Below are 21172 nucleotides of genomic sequence, written 5' to 3'. Positions count from 1 at the left end.
GGCTTAGATGGAAAAATAAGTCTTTTGCTTTCTTTCTCATTAGTTCTTACTATATATGAAGGTAATGATGAGGGTTAATTAATAGAAGTATTGAAGGAAGGAGCTTAAGCATGAACAAAAAGGGACCGTTATACGCTTTATTTCTCAGCCTAATTTTACTCTTGCCAGGATGCAGTTCAATCGCTGTTCTGAATCCGAAGGGGCCGGCTGCGAGAACTCTGTCTGACACGATCATCCTCTCCATTGTTGTGATGCTCGGTGTTCTAGCAGTTGTCTACATCTTATATGTCTTTGTACTTTTGAAGTACCGCGCTAAGAAAAGTAACGAAGATTATATTCCTCCTCACGAGGAAGGAAACAAATGGTTGGAGGCCATCTGGATTACAATCCCGATTATTATCGTGGCATTCCTCTCCGTGGTCACTGTCAAAACGACAGTAGATGTAGAAAACGTTGCAGCGGATTATAAAGATCAGAAACCGCTTGTAATCTACGCTTCCTCCTCCAACTGGAAATGGCATTTCAGCTATCCTGAGGAAGGTATTGAAACCGTAAACTACGTGAACATTCCAGTTCACCGCGCTGTTGAGTTCAGATTGTACTCTTTCGGTACGATCTCAAGTCTCTGGATCCCTCAATTGGGAGGACAGAAATATGCGATGAGTGACATGCTTACCACTCTGCATCTTTCAGCGGATACTGTAGGTTCTTATACCGGAAGAAATGCGAACTTTAATGGTAAGGGTTTTGCCCACATGGAGTTCGAAGCCCTTGCGATGACTGATAAGGACTATCAAGAATGGGTAAAAGACGTTAAAGAAACAGCAGGTCCATTAACCGAAGACGAATTCAAAAATCTTTTGAAAATGGAATATGTCGGACGCAAAACATACACCAACACTCACTTATCCTTTAGCCCTCCTCCAGGAGACCATGGCGACCATATGAGTAATAATGGCAAAGAAATGGATATGGATAATGGAACTATGGAACATCAGGATAATAAAGAAATTCATCCGTCTCCTGCACCATCTAGCGAGACAGAATTTAACAGTGAACCTAATCCAGAACTGGATGAACAGAGCACTACACATGAAGGACATTAGTCCATGTTAATTGAGCAACTTGAAAGGAGCGATTCCTAATGGATTGGGATAAATTTAAGGTCCATGGCGAACCCCTGATTTACGGGGCTATGGCAAGTATTGTTTTAGCTACAATCGGGATTATCGTCGGCCTAACCTATTTTAAAAAATGGGGATATTTATGGCGCGAATGGTTAACTACCGTTGACCACAAACGTATCGGGGTTATGTATATCCTTGCTGCGCTACTAATGCTTTTCCGCGGCGGCGTTGACGCTATTATGATGAAGCTGCAAACTGCAGCCCCAGACATGAAATTTCTTGACGCACAGCATTACAACGAGGTATTTACAACACACGGCTTGATCATGATCCTCTTTATGGCCATGCCGTTTATTATCGGTCTGATGAACGTTATCGTACCGCTACAAATCGGTGCCAGAGACGTTGCCTTCCCACGTCTTAACGCTGTCAGCTTCTGGCTCTTCTTCTTCGGAGCAATGCTGCTTAACATTTCGTTTGTTATCGGGGGATCACCAGATGCTGGTTGGTCTGCATACTTCCCACTAGCAAGTATAGAGTTCAGCCCAACGGTGGGTAACAACTACTACTCGCTCGCTCTACAAATATCAGGTATCGGTACACTCCTCACAGGCGTTAACTTTATTGTAACGATTCTGAAGATGCGTGCTCCTGGTATGAAGCTGATGAAAATGCCAATGTTTACATGGTCCGTGCTAATCACGAACGTAATTATCGTATTCGCTTTCCCAGTGCTTACGGTTGCGCTCGCTTTGATGATGTTCGACCGGTTATTCGGCTCTCAATTCTTCACGATGGCCAACGGCGGTATGGATATGTTATGGGCCAACCTTTTCTGGGTATGGGGACATCCAGAAGTATATATCGTTGTACTACCTGCCTTCGGTATTTATAGTGAAATTATCGCCACCTTCTCCAAAAAGAACCTGTATGGATATACATCCATGGTCTTTAGTATGTTGATCATCTCCCTCTTGTCCTTCTTAGTATGGGCTCACCATTTCTATACAATGGGTCAAGGCGCTATGGTTAACAGTTTCTTCTCGATTACTACTATGGCCATTGCCGTTCCAACAGGTGTGAAAATATTTAACTGGCTATTCACCTTACGAAAAGGGCGAATATCATTTACGACGCCGATGCTATATTCGCTTGCCTTTATCCCGATCTTTACGATTGGTGGGGTAACAGGTGTCATGCTGGCCATGGCCAGCGCCGATTATCAGTACCATAATACAATGTTCCTGGTAGCACATTTCCACTACGTTCTCATTCCAGGTGCTGTATTCGCCGTTATCGCAGGTTTCCACTACTGGTTCCCTAAAGTATTCGGCTTCCGTTTGAACGAACGTCTTGGTAAACATGCCTTCTGGTGGATTATTATTTCCTTTAACGTATCGTTCTTCCCACTGTTCCTTCTCGGACTTAAGGGAATGACACGTCGACAATACACTTATTCTGCGGATACCGGATTTGGTCCGCTCAGTATGGTCTCGTTCATAGGGGCGATAGGTCTTACAGTCGGATTTGTAATTCTGGTGTATAACATCTACTGGAGTACACGTTATGAACCAAGAGATACAAATGGAGATCCATGGGATGCACGTACACTGGAGTGGGCAACGAAAAGTCCGATTCCAGCTTACAACTTCGCAGTGGTTCCAACCGTAAAAACACGCGATGCCTACTGGTTCTCTAAACAAGACAACGTACCTCTATACGAAGATAAGATTACTAAGATTCATATGCCTAGCAATTCAGGCAAACCATTTATTCTGGGTGTTATCTTCTTCATTGCAGGATTCTCTCTGGTATTCAGTCTCTGGATTCCAGCCATTCTCTCTGGAGTAGGTATCCTCATCGTTCTAGCTGCTATGTCCTTCGATCGGGATCATGGATTCTACATCCCTGCAGAAGAAGTTATTGCTACTGAAAAGAAATTGCGGGGTGAGACAATATGAAAATAGATGCGTCTAAGCCGCTTGAATACTCAACAGAAGAGAATAGTAATAAAATCTTTGGCTTCTGGGTCTTTCTAGGAGCAGAGATTGCACTGTTCGCTACGTTGTTCACTGTTTACTTTGTAATGGTAGACCGTTTTGCCAGCGGCCCTAGCGGGCCGGACCTTTTTGAAATTGGTCCCGTGATGATCGAAACATTACTGCTGTTGACAAGCTCATTTACGATCGGTCTTGCAGTTCATGCTATGCGGCATGGTTACCAGAAAGCTATGATGGTCTTTTTCGGACTAACCCTACTAATGGGTCTCGGCTTCCTTGGTATTGAAATCATGGAGTTTGTCACTTATGTTCACGAAGGGGCTACACTTCAAACCAGCGGATTCCTATCCAGTCTCTTTGTACTGCTGGGAACACACGGAGCTCACGTATCGTTCGGGTTCCTGTGGGGTGCGGCTATCTTAATCCAGTTGAAGCGTCAAGGTATTACTCCGGCTACGGCCAATAAATCCTTTATCTTCTCGCTGTACTGGCATTTCTTGGACGTTGTCTGGATCTTTATTTTCAGTTTCGTCTATCTGAAAGGACTGATGTAGCATGATGAAGCAACTGTTTCCAATTCGCCATGTGATGGGTTTCTTAGCCTCTCTTGTCCTTTCTGTGGCTGCACTTGCTGTAATCTACCTTGATCTATCTAATAGTGCGAACATGGCTATCCTGCTTATTACAGCGCTCATTCAGGCTTCCCTGCAGCTCTTCCTGTTCATGCATATTGGAGAATCAGCTGATACCAAGAAAGAACTCTACATCAATATCGCCTATGCCTTATTCGTTGGCTTAGTTACGATCTTTGGTACGCTCTTCATCTTCGTATGGGGCTGGTATGCTTAACTCCATTCAATAACACACAAAAGGACGTCTCCAAAGCCTAAATGGCTCTGGGACGTCCTTTTTTTCATTTCGCGTTATAATTTAAATCGCGCTAAAGTCTTCTGCAGATCTTCCGCCAGCACCGCTAAATACTGAGCTGATGCGGACATTTCCTCCATAGCAGACAGTTGCTGCTGACTAGCTGCGCTGGTGTCCTGAACACCCACTGCCCCTTTATTGGATATTGCATTGACCTGTTCCATTGCTGCCGCTACACCTTGTGACTCTAAGGAGACATGTGCAACCGCCTCTCTAATCTCTTCCGTCTGCAGCGTAGCTTCTTTAATAGAACTTTGAATCTCATGAAACGCTTGAGATACGAGCTGACTTTGAGCTACGCCGTGAGAGACTAGCTCGGAGCCGAAAGCCATTGATTCTACTGCTCTTTCAGTTTGCTTTTGAATATGCGTAATAATATCCGTTACTTTCAGTGAACTGTTTCGCGTCGCTTCTGCAAGACCCCGAATTTCTCCGGCAACTACAGCAAAGCCACGTCCATGTTCTCCAGCTCTCGCTGCTTCAATAGAAGCATTAAGCGCCAGCAGGTTCGTCTGTGTTGCAATTCCGTTAATCGTAGTAATAATTGTATTTATATCCTGAGACAGCTGCCCAAGGTTACTAATAATCTCTTGGCTCTGAGTTACGCCGGAGTCGATTTCCTTCATCTGTTCAATGATGTTATCTACGGCGATTACCCCTTGATCTGTTGAACCAGAAGCGACTCCCATAAGATCGGACATTTCAAAACTGCTACTTTCTACGGCCGAAATATTATTGGTCATAGCTTGTATAGACTGAGAAGTACGATTAATGCTTTCCGTCTGTTCATCAAACCCCGCTGCAATCTCTCCAGAAGCTTCGGCGATCATTTGCGAAGCCAACGAGGTCTGCTCAGCACTAGCGCTCATCTCTTGCGATGAGGCTGATAACAATTCTGCACTCTCCGCAATGCCTTGCATCATCTTCCGTAAGCTCTCCAGCATATTGTTAAATGAGCTATTAATTTGGCCGATTTCATCCTTAGCGGTATATGTTGCTGTGACGGTTAAATCCCCATTTTCCGCCCGCTTCATTAAACCTTGCAGTTCCTTAAGAGGTTTCGTAATCAGTCGAATGATTGCAACACTAAGCACGATACAAATGATCCAAGAGAACGATATCAACACTATACTTTTAGTCTTCATGCTCTTAGCGGTAGCCGTAGACTCTGAATTATGATCTCCAGCTCCCTTTAGCAGCGAATCGCTTATTCCTTTAAGCATATTGATCATTTTCTCACGAGAATTACTAAACTCACCTGTGAATACTTGAAAGGCCTCTTGACTACCTTTGCTATCCGCAACCTGAATAATATTATCTCTTTGTGCACGATAGTCTGTTAAGGAGGACTCATATTCCTTTATTTTATTCACTACCGCACTATCATTGTACTGGACGGTCTTCAACTTGTTCAAAAGATTATTATTTTCCTGAACTTTCTCCGTAATGCTCTCTTTCAGTTGTTTGTTCTTGTTTACATCAACGCTCATCAAGCGCTCCAAGAGAAAAGCTTCAATGGCCCGATTGTTTGTACGCATTTGTCCCACGTAAGAAACAGGCAACAAGTTTTCATTATACGTCTCTGTTGTTTTTTGAGCCATTTTGTCCATGGTGATAAAGCCAGTTACCCCCACAATGTTCAACATGACTACAGAAAATACCAATAGAATCCCAATTTTGAATTTCACTTTCATATTCTTCATCTGCACTCCGCCTTCACATGATCTTACTAACTATCTATTTTTATCGGTAAGAAAGGCGAATAGTGTGATGATTTTTAAATAAAATCATGAATAAAATGTCGAAAAAAAGTTTCTGTTGTCAAATAATGCAACGAACGAAAACAAAAAAACGGACACTCGATCCGCTAATACTCCGAATCGTAGTGTCCGCCTAACAATAATCAATCGTACTTATTCACCCGATGAATAGTACCAATATAATATATCACCGTTCTCTAAAATGTAGCTGTCCGCGCTGATACTTGGATCAGCATCTCTATTCGTCTTATACTTCCATCCACTGCTAGGTCCGCCATCAAATTCGGACAAACCATCTATAGATTTCACGTATTTACTTCCAGCGTTTCCGGATGATACTACCTTATCGCCCAATTGACTAATCAATAAGCTATAAGCCGTTTCACCTTCTTTTAGCGATACTGTTGTACTGTTCAGAACCGTACCCTTCTTGTTATCCCCAACGACTGAAAGGGTAGCCGTAGCTTTAACAGGAGCAATAACATCTGAAGCAATGTTTAGTGACTGAGTATAACGCGCCACACTAGGGACACTATCTTTAGCATATCCGGTAACAATGATCGTATAGGTATTCGCTGGAAGACCTTGGTCAAATGCAGCTACACCCTTAGCATTTGTGATCGCCTTCTGATCACCGATCAAGACCTGCACGCCAGCGGCTGGAGAAGTCACTGGATCGGAAGTAAAGGTATCCTTATTCCACACCCATTTTTTCTGAGAAACTGTTACTGTGAAAGCTTCACCCGGCTTCGGCTGTGCAGAGGATACAACCGCAGTATCAACAACCTGTGTGGTTTCTCCGGCATAATATACAAGAACACGGTCGGATTCCTGTAATTCAAAAGCGTCCATACCCACACTTGGATAGATCCATTCACCGCTACGCCATACTACGAAGCTCCACCAGCCATCATAAAGGCCTTGAGTAACTCCATGAATACCCGATACAAAATTACCATACGACGATTTCGTGATATCTACTTTAAAATCATTGGATAACCCCAATTGCTGCAAAGCTTCAAGCGCATTGGAAGCCTTTAAAGTCCCCTCACCGATCAGTCCTTGCGGACCCTCAACGGTAAGTGAAGCCGTTACATGCTTAGGAATTACCTTTAGATCTTGAGTATATTTAGCTATCGATGGCGCTTTTCCTTCACGATAGCCTGTTACAGTCAGCTTGTAATCACCTGCTGGAACATTCCCTGAGAATAGCGCCTCGCCTTTAGCATTTGTTGTTACGATGCGATTTCCAATTTGGACCTGAACGCCAGATGCTTTGGCAGCTACCGGGGAGGATGTATTCGTTACAGCATCCCATTTCCATGTCTTACTAGTCACTACTACAGTAAAAGAATCGCCCTCTTTTAGGCTTGCTTTGGACACCGTTACCGAATCTACAAGTTTAGTATCATCTCCAGCATAATAAACCAAGACCTGATCTGAATCTTTAAGCGCAAAATCACTCATTCCAACATCAGGGTTGATCCATTGACCGTTACGGGATACGGCATACATCCATCCGTCATAGCCGCCATAGCTTCCGGCGGGAATGTTTCCAATTCCTGTGACATATGCACCGGAAGGATTCGTGATCGGCAAATTCGTCTGAAGAGCCAATTTCTCTAATGCACCAAGCACGTTGCTAGCATATCCATATCCTTGTGCTAAAGTACTCTTAGGACCCTCTACAGTAACAGGTGCATAGATTAAGGCATTCTGAACGGATGACTTAGAAAAATCGTATAACTTACCATTACTGCCTTTATAGAGTAGATTGTAGGCTACAAGCGCCTGAAGGCCTTGCTCAGTAGCTAGAATATTACTGCTTCCGCCACGGCTATGAGCGAAGCTTCCGTCAGCTAGACGGTAGGTCAGCAGGTTACCGATCAGATTCACTTTATTCTTGGTATATTCTAATCCACTTGGATCTACACCGAAGGATGTGAGACCTAGAATAGCTTGTGCAGCACTCTCAGCACTATCTCCGTAACCTCCATGACTATCCTGAGCATTAGAGAGCCAAGATACGGCTTGTAGCCCTGCTGTGTAAGCTTCTGGATTACGCTTATGTGCCGCTAGAGCGGTCAAAGCTATCGCTGTCATATCTGGCTCACTAGCGCCTGTCGTTAAGGCAAAGCCGCCATCTTGATTTTGCTTGGAGAGAATCTCAGCAATGAGCTTATCCGCTGTCCATTTCGCGTTATATGGAATGTTATATTTACCAGAGTCCAGTGCGAGCAAAGCATATACTGGATTATTAAGTGTCTGTCCACTGATTTTGTCATGATTATAGATCTTTTCTATTAAGTTATAGCCAGGTGTTGTTCCACTTCCAGCAAAGTTGGTAGGATCAGCACCTACCGCTCTTACTGCGAGTACGATTCTCGCATAATCCGTTACGCTCGCGAAATTCCCCTCTGCATCCTTCACCTTTTTCTCAAGAGCTAGACGGTAACCTGCTGGCAGTTTGTATCCCGCTTGAGCCAGCCCAATCGCTTGCCAATCCGACTGCACGCCACCCTTTAGAATAAATTCTGCAGCTGTATAGGTCGCATCCGCAACATTAATTCGCTCCGCCTGAGCAGCTGCATCGCTAGATTCATCTAGTCCGGTGCTAACACCTGCCTCTGCGAAGATGGTTCCTGCCGGAGCAAGGGATGTTCCTAAAATTGAAATGACCATGAATATGGCCAGTCCAAGTACAAAAAACTTGGAGGTGACTATTTTCTTCATTGTTCAACCTCTTTCTATAAAGGAATGGATACTACATAAAATAAGAGCGCACAACATAAAGACCGCCCCTATAAAGGGCGGTATAACCTTATTTTCATAATCATATCTATTAATACATAGCATGTCTATAGAAAAGCTTTGTATGAGTAACAAAAAAAGAACAGCAGAACCAAACCTTTCGGCATCGTCCTGCTGATCAGAAATTCCTTTATTCAGCTGTTCCTTCCGGACTTGCAGTTGGAGAAGGTTCAGCACTTGAGTTAACACCCAGTGTATCCTTTGGAGCGGGATCTACAATCAATGTAAATCTTCCCGCCTTGATCATACTTTTCTCTACGATGGTCGCTCCCGGTTCTAAGGTAACCTCCACCTGATAGGATGGCTGTACCCCTTCTGTGACAGATGTCGCGGATGGATCAACTGTGTTATTCTCCGCATCAGATGAAGGCGTTGGAGAAGGTGTGGCATCGGCTCCTGAGTTAGTAGCGTCCGCACCTTCAGCCGGTTCAGAATTAGCGCCTGTGGCATCCGCTGACGGAACTGGACAAGTTCCATGGCTAGCAGCGACTTTAAAGCTCTTATCCACCACATTGGATGAAGTCATCAGACTAATCTCCGTCGGATTAAATTGCACACAATCATCAGCTTTGGCAAACGTGAACACCAATATGCTGCTCCCCTTATCTCCTTCGACGCTCTGATCCTTCAAGTATACTGAAGCCGGAGGCAGCTCATTGCCTGCACTCTGAACGGGTGTCGGCTCAGGGCTTGTCCCCGGCAGAGCCGTCTTTGGATCATCCGGACGCAGCATACTGAATACGATAATTGCGATAATCACCAGAATGCCCGTGATGGAACCGGAGATCAGGAGTCGAAATCGACTGCGGCTGATCCAGCGCGCCAGCGGGGAAGCGAGCTGGGAGCGAGCTTCATTGTACACATTTTGAAGAGCAGGCCGTGCTGTAGCAACATAGCTTTTACGGAACTCACGATTCTTGAAGGCTTCGCGGTCACTGCTCTGGAAATACTTCAGAATCGCCCGGCGGTAACCCGGATAAAGCTTTTTATTCGATATCGTAAATAAAGAATTTCCTTGAGACCATGCAAAAAATCGATAGATAACATCCTTATCGGTACCGGCTTTATGCTTTACTAATTCCAAGAGTGCGTCATAATCCAGTGGACCACCCTCGCGCTGACTGGTGTAGTAGAAAGCTAGAGGCAGACGTTCAAAAGGCTCTAGCACTCGGGCTTCCTTCAGTAAACGGCGACCGAGCAGTTGTACATCGTCCAGCTCCTTTGGAGATAAGCCTGCAAAAATCTCTTCATTCGGCTTCTCTTCACCAAACCAGCGATAAGCAGCACGGAGTGCATTTTCTTTCTGCTTGCTAATTCTATCTAGTGGCGGCTGCCAATCCACGACATTGCCATAACGTAAGAAAACAACCTCCAGTAAGTCCTCCTGCGTCATTTCAGTGAGGGATAGCCGGTTCAGCAAGAATCTGTCTGCAGATGCTGCCAGATCCTGCATGAGCGAGAGTACTTTAGAAGATACGCCTGTCCCTCTACGTCGATCTTTCTCCGCTTTATCTACAGTGCCATGAATTTCCGCCACCGCAGCAACCGGATCAGTCTCCAGTTGTAGCTTTTCTAGCAAATAATCCCTTACTGCATCCTGAGCAAAAGGTTGCTCTAACGCAGCTGGCAGAAAACGGCCCCAATGGAGTACAAAATTCAGAATGTCCACAGATTTAGATGCAGCAACTAGTCTTGATTCCATATAAGGTTCTAATAACTGCTTGCGGAAATACGCTTCAGACATTACCCGTTGAAAAAAAGCAGCGCTTAGCTCATCATTACTCTCAATGATACCGTAAGCTGCATTGAGAACATCTTTGCGTCCCGCTTCCACGCTATGAAGCATACCATTAATGAAATAATCAACAATTCTGACTTTGTAATTATGATCCTTGAGCACAAAATAATCCTTAAAGCACTCCATAATTGCAGGATCCGGGACATTCCTTTGCCGGACTAAATCAAATTCTCGGTCGAACCGCTCCAAGAAAATATCATTCAGTCGGATTCTGGAATGAATCGCCCCCTCCGCTTTAAGATAAGAGAGTAAACCACTTAGCACCGCGCTCTTGTTCTCTGTATATAAGTGCTCATTCCCCTGCTCAATCTCATAAAATACGGCTAACTCATTATAGAGAGCGAGCGATAGTTTATGCTCAGGACTTTCTCCGCGAAGGATCTGATCGGCAAAACTTACGAAATCGTCGAGATCCCCTGGATTCAGAAGTAAAAGCTTCCAAACCAGATCAGCATACGGCTGACGGGACTCGCCAAAATCTACATTCCCCATCCGACCCGAAACCAAATCGAATGTGAAGTCCTTCTCGATGCTGCGATCACCGGGACGGAGCGAGCCTTTTTCCACAAAGCTAAGATGAATATATTTACGGCTTTGCGGTTCATTCGCATACGTAATCACGCCTAATCTACGGCGGAATTCATACGGCAGCACGCTATATAAAATCTCTGTAAGCTCCACCGTACGTGCGGACAGCTCCGTGATAGGTACATTTAGAGCGATATAGATTTTTTTCTTACCTGCCACAGAGAGCATCACCGCTTGCAGCAATGCCTTAAATATCCCTTCATCAATCCCTAGCAAGCGTAATCCCGCTATAGGATCAGGTCGGCGATCCGTACGTATAACTGGAATAGCAGACAGCTCCGGCAAGGTTCCGCCCAGCTCTCCTTCATAACTTTTTGCGAAATCAGCATGCAGAAAGTCCCCGTAGCTCTGAATAATCTCCTCTGAACGTGAGGCCGGAACTACAAAGTTATGTGCAAAAAAGGCGCTCCGCTGGCCCGTAAAATCCGTCGCTTGATAACGACTCGTCCCAAGAACCGTGTCGCCATTCTCTGCATGGAACAGGTGCAGCGCACTAGGATATAGAGTCTCATCCTTCTCCCCACGCGCGGCCAGCTCTGCTGGAGCATCGTAAAGACAGAAGGGATGCAGTGTTTTTTTGATAAAATTATTGTCCAGACTATCCGATTTCGCTACTGTATCAAAACCTTCAGTGGAACGAAATAATCCGCGGCGTTCGCGGGTATACATTTGTTGGGCGATCTTAGACCCTGAGAAAACATTCACGGGCCGTCGCTCCCCTCAATATACTTCAGCTTATGCAGCAGCCAAATAAACGGCTCGTCTACACGAATCGGGCTTACTACACCCTCAATCTTCTGATTCACAGGATTACTGCCCAACGCAGATACCGCAAAATAGCCCGTATTCGAGAAGTACACATCCATCGTATCTTTAAAAGGTCTGTCCACCTTACCAATAAATCTGCGGATTTCTCCGTCGATGTTATGGAATTCATCCATATTCAATGTTTTGCGATGGACATAGTTATTGAACACATTACTGTTGGACTTGATGTAATCGCCATCCTCATCCTTCAGCGAATGCAGCATATCACTTTTCGCAAGAACGACTGCTGTTGGAATGTCAGTTTTGCTCTTTTCCTGATAGGCAATAAAATCACCGAACATCGTCAGCACAACATCACGCGGCTCGTCATATTGCGAGACCCATTCGCCCGGGCGATCACCGATGTTAATATGAATCTTCTCACGGATCGAACGGATTTGCAGCGGATCGACCATAAACAGAATACCGGCAGAGTTCTTAATATGTTGACCGTGTAGTCCGAGATAATCCTGATCCACCATGCCCTCACCCGCTACATCAAAGAACACAAGTGTCAGCGGCGGCTTTTCTTCATCCTTAAAAACAAATTGAAAGATAAACGGCTCCTGCATTTTCTCCTTCTGTGTGGAAGCTAGCAGATCCCCGCGTTCAAACAGCGGTTCTTCATAGAGCGTACGGAACTTACGGCTAATCTCCGCGTTGAGCGGCATACAAGCGGCATCGAAATGACCTGCTGTCGTATGCTGCAAGGTATGAATCAGCGCGGTCATATATACCGACTTCCCGACTTGGGAAGCTCCGATAATCGAGATAATGTTACTTGGAACCTTACCTGCAGTCACAGGCAGCTCGTTATGGCAAGATGGACATAGCCGTCTGCGTGTAAGCACTCCATAACGATCCGTAAGCCCTGTTAACACATGATCGGTATAATGATGGTATTCTTCCGGAATATCCGCCGGATTAATGATTGCTTCTATGTCATCCACCGTATCGAGCCCAAAGCGCTCACGGTATTTATTCAAGGCATCATCCTCGCCCAGCGCGTAATTCTCATCGTCCTCTCGGCTATGCATAGCCCGAAAGACTACATCCTCCGGAGAGAACTTAGTGAAGCAATACGGACACACAATATCATAAAAAAGCGGCCTTGGCTCCGGCTGATTCTTTTTCATAAAACGGCTAAAAAAAGACATCTACTCATCCTCCCAAAAGTTGTATCTGCGTATCTTGCTATGGACAGGCATTGTCCAACACTCGCTTGTACGCATAGACTGATCTTACTCCGGCACCAGCTCGTAATAAAGCCCATACTTAGGACCGTCGGTGAAAAAGATGCGTACAAAATCATCCTTACCGATCTCAATCGGCGGGAGTACATTGCGTCCAGGGGCGAAATCCTGTACAAAGGGAAAGAGAATACCATCCTCTTTCCCTGCCGGATGTCCTCCCCGTTTCTTAACATAACAGAGGACATCTCGAGCCACTGGAACTTCTGCCGTAATCGCCATATGTACGGTCTTTTGTTTTCCGAATAATCCTCTTTTTTGTTGAACGGAATAATAGATTCTGGCTTTGCCTGCACTGACCACCACACGGTTCGCACCGTCACTTTGCCTCACCAGCAGTGTCTCTCCGTTCTCAGCAAGGCGAGCGTATATGGTATAGGAGACTAGGCCGATCTCATCCAATCGATCACGGTATCCATTGTTAGATTTGTATTCCTCACGAGTGTAGAGCTTCATTCCGACCGGAGGAATATCCCCGGTGCCAATAGAAGCCTCTTCTGCGGAGGTCTTATGAATGTACACCGCCTGCACGCCGTCCGGCCAGCGCCATCTCAGCGTACAGAACCGTTCATCCACTTGAGATGTCACATCCGTTATTACCAGAGCGGAAGCATTATCCTCGGCGTACCTCATTACTGTAAACCCCTTTCAACTACTAGAATCCTTTGCTATTCCGATTTCTCCGTCGATCAGGAAAGCTTTCTGACGGTGGATTAGGAGCTGCATTATTTCTTCTATTACGGTAAATACGTCCTTCACCTACCGGAATGACGCCTGTAAATAATGAGATGATTGCAGCCAATATAAGAACAGCAAGGAGGCGAATTAGGCCGTCAGTGAAATTGTGCCCGCTAAGTCCAAATTCCAGAATAAGCCCTGCGAACAACCCTGAGATTACGCCGCCAATCCCGAAGCTTTTTGCTAAATGACGGTTATCAAACATAATACCAAGACCGAGTCCAAGTGCAGCACCGATTAGCATCAGCGACAAAATACGAACTGCAGCATAGTATGGACTATCTGCCGTAGCATCACTACGCACCGTAAGCAATGTCCGATCTCCCAAACGATCATAGATTTGCTGGAATACATCACCCAAAAGAGCCGTATCTGTCACATCATAATAGTGACCGCCCGTTATTTTCGCAATATCCTGCAGCAACTGGGTACCGGCAGGATCCTGCATCCCCAGACCAATGGTATTTACGGCAATGCCACGATCTATATAGGTCTGTAATTCTCGTGAGGTGTCGAAATTACTGACTCCGTCCGACAGCAAGATGACCATAGCGCCTTGATTTTTTCTGCCGTCACTGTCTATCTCCTTAAGTGCTTCCGAGATCGCACCACTTATGTTCGTGCCACCCTCAGTTGGTTTCAAGTTATCAATGGCAGTCAACACCTTCTCACGATTCTGCGAATCCGAGAGTGGTGTTAACGGCTGGACGACTACAGCTTCGTGGTTAAATGTCACCACCGCTACCTGATTGTCATTGTCCATTCTCGCAATTAACGCCTTAGCGGCTGAATAACGGCTGTTATCAGGATCACTCTGCGCCATACTGCCAGAGTCATCGATAGCCATTACAACATTTTTAACCGGTTTAGCACCGCCAAAATTCAGCTCATAAACGAATTCTGTTAATGCTCCAACTCCAAGTGCAAGGACAATCATCAGAGGCAGGAGCTTCCAGGATAAACCTAGGTAGCGCTGCTTCCACGAGGCTCCGTTCAGCCGTGGCGAGATCATTTCTGCAAGCAGACAACCGATGCCGATACCGAGTGCTACTATGGCAAAATAAATGCCTACGAGCAAGATGGAAGGCAGATCGTTGTACCAGCTTAGCAGCCACTCGCCAAAAAGAAAGGCGACCCCGCCGCCGATCAGACTGAAGAAGAGCAGGAGCAGATTGATTTTTCTCTGCATCGTTATACTTCCTTTCCGGGAGAAACCTGAATTGTACTCTTATGGCCTTAACATTGTTCGGGGGTTATGTAGCCCGATTAACGGGCTGCCCGGATGTGTAATCATCCCCCAGATTGCACTTTGTGCAATAGAATGGAATAAAAGAAACATCTATTTCTATTCTATTGCATAATGTGCATTGGAAATAAGGAGAAATGTCCCTATTCCAGAAATCTACTTAAATCTATTGTATCAAATACAACAGAACTCTAATTAAAGGTTATATCCGATGATTCTATTGCACAAAATGCAATAAAGAGACTCAAAGTGAGGGTACCCATCTATTACGCCATCAGCGCATCTCGGGAAGCTGCTCTTCACTCACCCCATGAAGCTGATAGCCATTCTGAGCATAGGTTTCATAATAAACCTTACCATTACGGTAGTAGAGCAGGTCTTCTAAATGGAAACCACCCATCAGATTTAGCTTCTCCACTCCGCTCCTGCGCTGTTCATGCACAAAGCCTAAGCGATAAATGCGGGTCGTCTCATCCACACCAAATGCATAGCGCAGGAATTCAGATGCGCTGTCTCCGAAGAAATATTTTTCCTCATGACGATGCTCTTGCGTGTATTCGAACAGACGAACATTGATCGTCGCGCTATCCTCCAGATTATGGTACAGACGCTTGAACAACTCTTCCTTGGATAGAACCTGACGGTTCTCATAAGCAGCCGCAACATTTGCACGCCGCAGCAATTCTTCTTCGAAAGATAGAGCAAACGGATCAGCCGTTAATATTTCCCGCTGACAAATGCCAATCAAACGCTCCGCTACCGCTTCTTTGCCTTGCTCTAAAAGCTTAGAAATGCTACCCATGTACTTGTCACTAAAGAATATTCCTGGCCCACGCCGGGTCTCGATCTCTTTCATTACTTCTTCTGTGACAACTCGATAGTATTCCATCACGTTCTGGCCAGTGGTTTCGTTCGTTCGCCCAATGCTGTCCATCACAGTAATACGTAACTCTTCTTCGAGCGTCTCCATAGCTTTCACACGGGCCACACATTCCACGTGAAGCTGCTCAAGCGCAGATTCCAAACGACTGCATAGCGCAAGCTCACTTTCCATACATAATAGCTCATATTTTTTGCCATATACCGCAGAGAATAAGTAATGAATGAAGTTGCGTACCGTTCGTTTGTCAAAAAGCGGCACACGCTGGAACGGTTGGCGCTCCACACTTTCCGCATAAAGATCCTCAAGCTCATCCTGCGCGGAGACAAGTGCTGAACGCAATCCTGTCATATGCTGACGCAAAGCATGCAGCACACTGCCACCCTCATCACGATCAGCTGTCCACTCCGCAAGCTGATAGAATGTTACTGCTGGCGTAGCTGTTTCCTGTGCCGCCAATAGGGTGCGCCATCCACGAAGAGGATGAATGCCTTCTACTCTCCGGTTAGACTCTGCGACAAAATTATTACGGAAATAAGCTTCGCCCCCATCACCGAACAGCTGCTGTTCAGCTTCACGAAGTGACAACTGCTTCAGCTCATTGTAGGACGGACGTCCATGGCTCATTAGCCCCGTCATTTCACTAAGGCCGTCTTTCTCCGGGACTAGCTGCGCCCTATGCTCCCGCAAACTATCAGGATCCAGCCCTAATAGAGATTGACGCTCGCGCATAGTCCATGGACTACCCTCACGCATATCCGCTGCAAGGCGCCGGAAGGCGTGATACAGCACGGCCAAGGCAATTTGGACATTAGGTCTTCTCACGCCAGAAAAGCCTGCGGAGGCGTAGCCTTGTCTTCCTGTGCTACCTCTAATACCGCTTTTGAAGGTCATATTGTTATAACCACCGTGTCCTGTAGCTTGATCAGAAGTCGGGCGGACACGATTCTTAAGTAGGCTAATATGGGAGATGATCTCATAGTTATCATCCATGCCGTGAGCCGACATCATGCCGCGCTCATTCTTATCGGAGAGCAGATACACAAGGTCAAATAAAGCGGAAGGACCATGACTCACTGGAATCGACAGACCATCCTCGGTTACAAGTAGCGGTGCATTAAACGTATAGTCCGTAGCTTGCATTCTGTCCAATTCACGCAGAAAAGCCAGCCCTACTGAGCTGGAATATCCAAAATTATCCCCTTGCTCCCGCTCATTGATTAAAGCGTAGAGATCCGTCTGTACCGACTTGAAGGACTGGCTGAGTATTGCTCGAGCCAGCAGTGTAATTTCTGGCAACAATACATTAAGCGGGTCATCGACCCGCGTAATGATAGAGAGATGGATCACGTCAAAAGATGAATATAGCCGTCCATAATCCGCTATACTGTTGCTCAGCCGCCGAATAACTTTATTCATTTCAGCAAGATAACGTTTATCCTCATGAAACTTGCGGTAAAGTTCATGACGCACAGTGCGTGGATCTGACCCTGCCATATCCGGCAAGGCCATGGCCAGCACCCGGTCTTTTCCTCCTGCATCAGAGCCCCTCTTACTTCTGTCTGTGTCCTCACTCTTCGTGCCTGACACAGCATGCAATGCCATAACACCGCCGGCGTTATCCCATTTTCGTTCGCAGCTATCCAGCACCGGACCGATGGCCGGAGCAACCTTGTCGCCTACGAACAGAAACAGGGCAGGGTAATGGATGCTGCTGCGTCCATCCCCTTTACTGCGCTGTGCCTCTTCCTGTACCGCATATTGTTCACCATAAGATAATGCCAGTGTTTTGATCATAGGCCTATTTCAACTTTCTGCGGATGCTGCCGAGTTTGCTAGTCATACTCTTGTAGAAACTATACATCTCATCGCCGCTCTCATACTCTACCCGTTCATACTCCAAGCTGTCGCGTGCTTCAAGGAAGGATACATACAGCCCTTCCAGCTTATAGAGCAATGGGGTTACGTCTTCAGCGGCAGTCATTTCACTCGCACGACGAGCTGCCTTACGCAGTAGAACGCTGCGGCTCTTCTCATCCAGCTCCCGGAAATGACGGTACACGGCATATTCCACGTAGCTACGTTCTTTCATCAAGTTGGCAAACGGCTCCCAAGCGTCCTCTTCTTCATCACGATCATAAACGTAGAGTGCGCCTTTCTTGATAATGCTGTCCGTGTACAACGCCTCGATGAATTGGTCCATCCACTTGTCTTCGTCCAGATATTGATGGAGCAGCCCTTCAAGCTCCGTTGCTTTTGCAGTCAGCTCAGCATATTTAGCTAGCTCAACACGAACACGAGAAATCAGCTGCGGTGAACGAATTAAATTCTCCTGTGCCATTTCTTTGTTAATGCTGCCAAAAATATCTTTAATGCCTTCGCGTTCCAAGCCCTTCTCGCGCAGATTCTTAAGTTCATCAGCCGCCTTCTTCACTTCTCCGAGATTCGGACGTGAAGAATTTAACTGCATATCAAATCCACTCAATAGAGCATCCATATCAAATGGTTTCGTGAACACAACAGAGTATCTGTTGCTTGTATTCTCGTCTACACCTTTTTCGATGATCACTCCGCTTGCCAACGCCTTTGCAAAGTCTGCACGTACACGTGCGTTATAATCACGTACACGAGAATTGACGTAGGTGTCACCCCATGATTTTTCCGGAATCGGAGAAGGCAGATACGTCCAGTTGTTCTTATCCGTCATCACCAGATGGCGGCCGATCCCTTCCTTATCTAGAATGGTCCGCTCATAGTTCTCTTCAAACACCCGCAGTGGCGTGTATACGAAGAGTGGCACACCGTTGCGGGTGTTAAGCCAGAAAATACGGTTTTTGACTTGGCTTTCTTTGATTGTAAATTGTGATTTGCCAAGCGCATTATTCTGATAATTACGAATCCCTTTCAGGATGCCAGGTGCTTTAACAGGTACGGAAACGAAGCCCCATGATGGGAAATGCAAGCTGCCCGAGCTGTTGCTAAGGTGGAAGGTAGGCACAGCCTCTTCGTCCAATTTACCGGCAATGATCCGCTCTACGAACTTATCCAGCGGCTCTTCATGGCCGAATTTCATCACAAGGAAATCTTCCATCGAACGGGTGATCAGATCCCCGAACTTATCACTAAGGAACTCTGAAATCGAGCGAACGATATCAATCTCCTGTTCCTTAACCCAACGTCCGGAATGCTTCAGCATTTCACGGGTGAAGTCGCGAATCAGGTCGTCGCCGTCCTTCTGATCCATGATTTTGGAGATCGTCGCCGAAATATCCGGCACGTTAACAATGTTCCAATAATAAGTTTTGTTTCCTTTATAATCCGCTTGCTCTTCACCATTGATAAGGATGTCCCCATTCTTGGCAAAAATCGAGCTAAGCGCACTAAGAATCTCCGTAAATACACCATAAATCCGGCTGTTTTCATCGTTTAAGAGCTCGTATAAGTCCTCATAAAATTGAATCATTTGCTCAGTACGTTCTACATCGGCATGCAGCCAATACTCATTGATTTTAGCGTCAATATAGGCATTTTTCTTCTTCTCTTTGGATACAAAAGCACTGCGTGCATCGCTCAGCTTCTCATCCGCACTGTCCTGCGCCGTCTCAATATCGCGTGGCAGACGCAGCAAGCTTTCACGTAAAGCCTCAATATAAGACTGAATCAGTTTCAAAATACAGAAGCCCTTCTCTGTGTACAGCAGGCGGGAAACGTAGAACGGCCCTTGCTCTGGGTGCAGGAAGATGCGCTCCAGCTCTTCACTGAAACGTCCAACAATTTCGCCAGGCAGCTGCTTTTTCGATTTAATATATTCCTCACGGGCACGAGCCAGGAAGTTCTGCTCCAGCTCTGTATCCATACTTACCACTTGATTCTTGACTACATTGGCATGACTCAAGCGTTCGCTGTTCTCGTATCCTGGCAATGGCTCAGGCACACGGGATTCAAAGGTTTTAATCATACTGTCGAGATCAATCCCAAGCTTACGTGCGAATTTCTCAACATCCTCTTGACCAGGCGCCTGCTGGAACATTTTTTCCATTTTATCAAACAAGCGGAAGGCCAGATAAGTCGTCATTTCCTCAATCGGAAGCACGGCAGACGAGGCGCCGATAATGTTGTACTCATAGTTAGCTGGATAAGTCTTATTCATCTGCGCAATATTGGTGCGGATATTACTGATATAGTCATGGATGGCGAATTCTTCACCAGACTGCTTTTCTTCACTTGCCATAAAGTTCGTGATGTTCTCAGCCGTTACGTTCATACAGTAATCATACGCATTCTCTAACAGCTTACCTTCGGTATTCGTTGCAGAGATCAAATGGCATAAATTAAACGGAGGCAGTGGAGAGTTTACCGTCAAAATATTCCCGTATTGCTGCTGGAATCGCTCCCCACGACTATCTACATTCATCCAGTAATCCAGCTCTTTTAGCGCCGCATAACCGTTCTTGCGAATATATTCACGCGTATGCTCACTTAGACTTTTATTAGACAGGTTCACGTCCGGTGTAAAGAGATAACCCAGTGTGTTCACTCGGTCAATACCGGCTGATCCATAATCACGTTCAATAATACCGCGTACGATATAGGCAATATCAAGGAACGCTCCACTACCTGTACCCCCTGACAGACCTGTCAAAAGGAAGACCATCAGCTTTTTGTTCGTGCCTACAGATAAGGTCTTGATCTTCTTATCAATCGCTCCTACAACCTGATTAATCTTGGTGAACAAGAGCAGACGTCCAGCCTGCCGCACACCAGCGGCACCGTTCATACCATCTGTGATACTCAGCTCGGGTGACAGCCAATCCGTGATGTACGAATCAAGGATACTGCGGTTCTGCAGCAATCCGCCGATTTCAGCATTCGCCAGCAATACAAATTCATTCTGTGGATCGAGTCCGATCCCTTTGTATTTCTTTCCGCGATCCTGTTCATTCGTTTCAAAAGCTAGAAACTCTACATTATCCGGCTTGTCCCGCTTCTTCTTGGATATCGGATCTTCTGGCAGCTTAAAGCGGCGGTTAATCTGATACTTAAGACGCAGCAGGGCATCAATGCCCGTGCCGCCTAGTCCAATAATCAGGATCGGATTATCAATCGTATCCACCCTGATCTTATCGCTGACAATCCCGCCGCCTAGTGATACATCCAATTGCTGTATATGCTCTCTTACTACTGGTTTCATATGCTTTATCCTCCTAAAAGTTTTGCGGAAGCTGTACTTCAGATTTCTT

Annotated in this window: 12 protein-coding genes; 4 read left to right on the top strand and 8 right to left on the bottom strand. The window is 45.9% G+C overall.

Translation table 11 applies throughout. From position 1 onward, the window contains the following. The first annotated feature begins 110 nt into the window (after positions 1–110). The 4 genes from qoxA to qoxD are packed head-to-tail and all read left to right on the top strand — an operon-like array spanning position 111 to position 3976. Complete coding sequence (gene qoxA / locus ACQKMP_RS23330; protein ID WP_094871516.1) at positions 111–1106, top strand: cytochrome aa3 quinol oxidase subunit II; 996 nt, start codon at positions 111–113, stop codon at positions 1104–1106. 38 nt (positions 1107–1144) lie between these two features. After that, entirely contained in the window at positions 1145–3088 is a 1944-nt protein-coding gene (qoxB, locus tag ACQKMP_RS23325) for a cytochrome aa3 quinol oxidase subunit I (protein ID WP_042185110.1), read from the top strand. Beyond that, positions 3085–3681, top strand: a complete 597-nt coding sequence (gene qoxC / locus ACQKMP_RS23320; protein WP_076283869.1) for a cytochrome aa3 quinol oxidase subunit III — start codon at positions 3085–3087, stop codon at positions 3679–3681. The genes qoxB and qoxC overlap by 4 nt, the downstream gene beginning before the upstream one ends. A 1-nt stretch (position 3682) precedes the next feature. Continuing rightward, the gene (qoxD, locus tag ACQKMP_RS23315) at positions 3683–3976 is read left to right on the top strand and encodes a cytochrome aa3 quinol oxidase subunit IV (RefSeq protein WP_179281646.1); all 294 of its coding nucleotides are present in this window, start codon (positions 3683–3685) and stop codon (positions 3974–3976) included. 74 nt (positions 3977–4050) lie between these two features. Here qoxD and ACQKMP_RS23310 read toward each other — a convergent pair whose 3' ends face one another. The 8 genes from ACQKMP_RS23310 to ACQKMP_RS23275 all read right to left on the bottom strand — a co-directional run bounded on the left by ACQKMP_RS23310 (position 4051) and on the right by ACQKMP_RS23275 (position 21123). Next, the gene (locus ACQKMP_RS23310) at positions 4051–5757 is read right to left on the bottom strand and encodes a methyl-accepting chemotaxis protein (RefSeq protein ID WP_042185106.1); all 1707 of its coding nucleotides are present in this window, start codon (positions 5755–5757) and stop codon (positions 4051–4053) included. Positions 5758–5967: 210 nt separating this feature from the next. Continuing rightward, complete coding sequence (locus tag ACQKMP_RS23305; RefSeq protein ID WP_427471283.1) at positions 5968–8547, bottom strand: DUF4430 domain-containing protein; 2580 nt, start codon at positions 8545–8547, stop codon at positions 5968–5970. 208 nt (positions 8548–8755) lie between these two features. Further along, a complete protein-coding gene (locus tag ACQKMP_RS23300) occupies positions 8756–11716 on the bottom strand; it encodes a glycosyltransferase (protein WP_427471281.1) in 2961 nt (986 codons plus the stop codon). Then, a complete protein-coding gene (locus tag ACQKMP_RS23295) occupies positions 11713–12975 on the bottom strand; it encodes a hypothetical protein (RefSeq protein WP_042124368.1) in 1263 nt (420 codons plus the stop codon). The genes ACQKMP_RS23300 and ACQKMP_RS23295 overlap by 4 nt, the downstream gene beginning before the upstream one ends. A gap of 84 nt (positions 12976–13059) precedes the next feature. Next, complete coding sequence (locus ACQKMP_RS23290) at positions 13060–13701, bottom strand: hypothetical protein (RefSeq protein ID WP_042185104.1); 642 nt, start codon at positions 13699–13701, stop codon at positions 13060–13062. Positions 13702–13723: 22 nt separating this feature from the next. Next, complete coding sequence (locus ACQKMP_RS23285) at positions 13724–14995, bottom strand: vWA domain-containing protein (protein ID WP_042185102.1); 1272 nt, start codon at positions 14993–14995, stop codon at positions 13724–13726. 331 nt (positions 14996–15326) lie between these two features. After that, a complete protein-coding gene (locus ACQKMP_RS23280; protein WP_427471279.1) occupies positions 15327–17729 on the bottom strand; it encodes a transcription initiation factor TFIID in 2403 nt (800 codons plus the stop codon). A 4-nt stretch (positions 17730–17733) separates the two neighbouring features. Next, complete coding sequence (locus tag ACQKMP_RS23275) at positions 17734–21123, bottom strand: tubulin-like doman-containing protein (protein ID WP_042185099.1); 3390 nt, start codon at positions 21121–21123, stop codon at positions 17734–17736. Between the last annotated feature and the right edge of the window lie 49 nt (positions 21124–21172).

It is taken from the genome of Paenibacillus sp. NPDC101420 (genome assembly GCF_050277435.1).
GTDB lineage: Bacteria > Bacillota > Bacilli > Paenibacillales > Paenibacillaceae > Paenibacillus_AQ.
Note: the sequence above shows the minus strand (reverse complement) of the source record. Positions and strands in the feature narration are given on the sequence as shown.

Excerpts from the sequence above, each read along its gene's own strand:
- qoxA (WP_094871516.1), top strand. The coding sequence starts at position 111 with ATGAACAAAAAGGGACCGTTATACGCTTTATTTCTCAGCCTAATTTTA.
- qoxB (WP_042185110.1), top strand. The coding sequence starts at position 1,145 with ATGGATTGGGATAAATTTAAGGTCCATGGCGAACCCCTGATTTACGGG.
- qoxC (WP_076283869.1), top strand. The coding sequence starts at position 3,085 with ATGAAAATAGATGCGTCTAAGCCGCTTGAATACTCAACAGAAGAGAAT.
- qoxD (WP_179281646.1), top strand. The coding sequence starts at position 3,683 with ATGATGAAGCAACTGTTTCCAATTCGCCATGTGATGGGTTTCTTAGCC.
- ACQKMP_RS23310 (WP_042185106.1), bottom strand. The coding sequence starts at position 5,757 with ATGAAGAATATGAAAGTGAAATTCAAAATTGGGATTCTATTGGTATTT.
- ACQKMP_RS23305 (WP_427471283.1), bottom strand. The coding sequence starts at position 8,547 with ATGAAGAAAATAGTCACCTCCAAGTTTTTTGTACTTGGACTGGCCATA.
- ACQKMP_RS23295 (WP_042124368.1), bottom strand. The coding sequence starts at position 12,975 with ATGTCTTTTTTTAGCCGTTTTATGAAAAAGAATCAGCCGGAGCCAAGG.
- ACQKMP_RS23290 (WP_042185104.1), bottom strand. The coding sequence starts at position 13,701 with ATGAGGTACGCCGAGGATAATGCTTCCGCTCTGGTAATAACGGATGTG.
- ACQKMP_RS23285 (WP_042185102.1), bottom strand. The coding sequence starts at position 14,995 with ATGCAGAGAAAAATCAATCTGCTCCTGCTCTTCTTCAGTCTGATCGGC.
- ACQKMP_RS23280 (WP_427471279.1), bottom strand. The coding sequence starts at position 17,729 with ATGATCAAAACACTGGCATTATCTTATGGTGAACAATATGCGGTACAG.
- ACQKMP_RS23275 (WP_042185099.1), bottom strand. The coding sequence starts at position 21,123 with ATGAAACCAGTAGTAAGAGAGCATATACAGCAATTGGATGTATCACTA.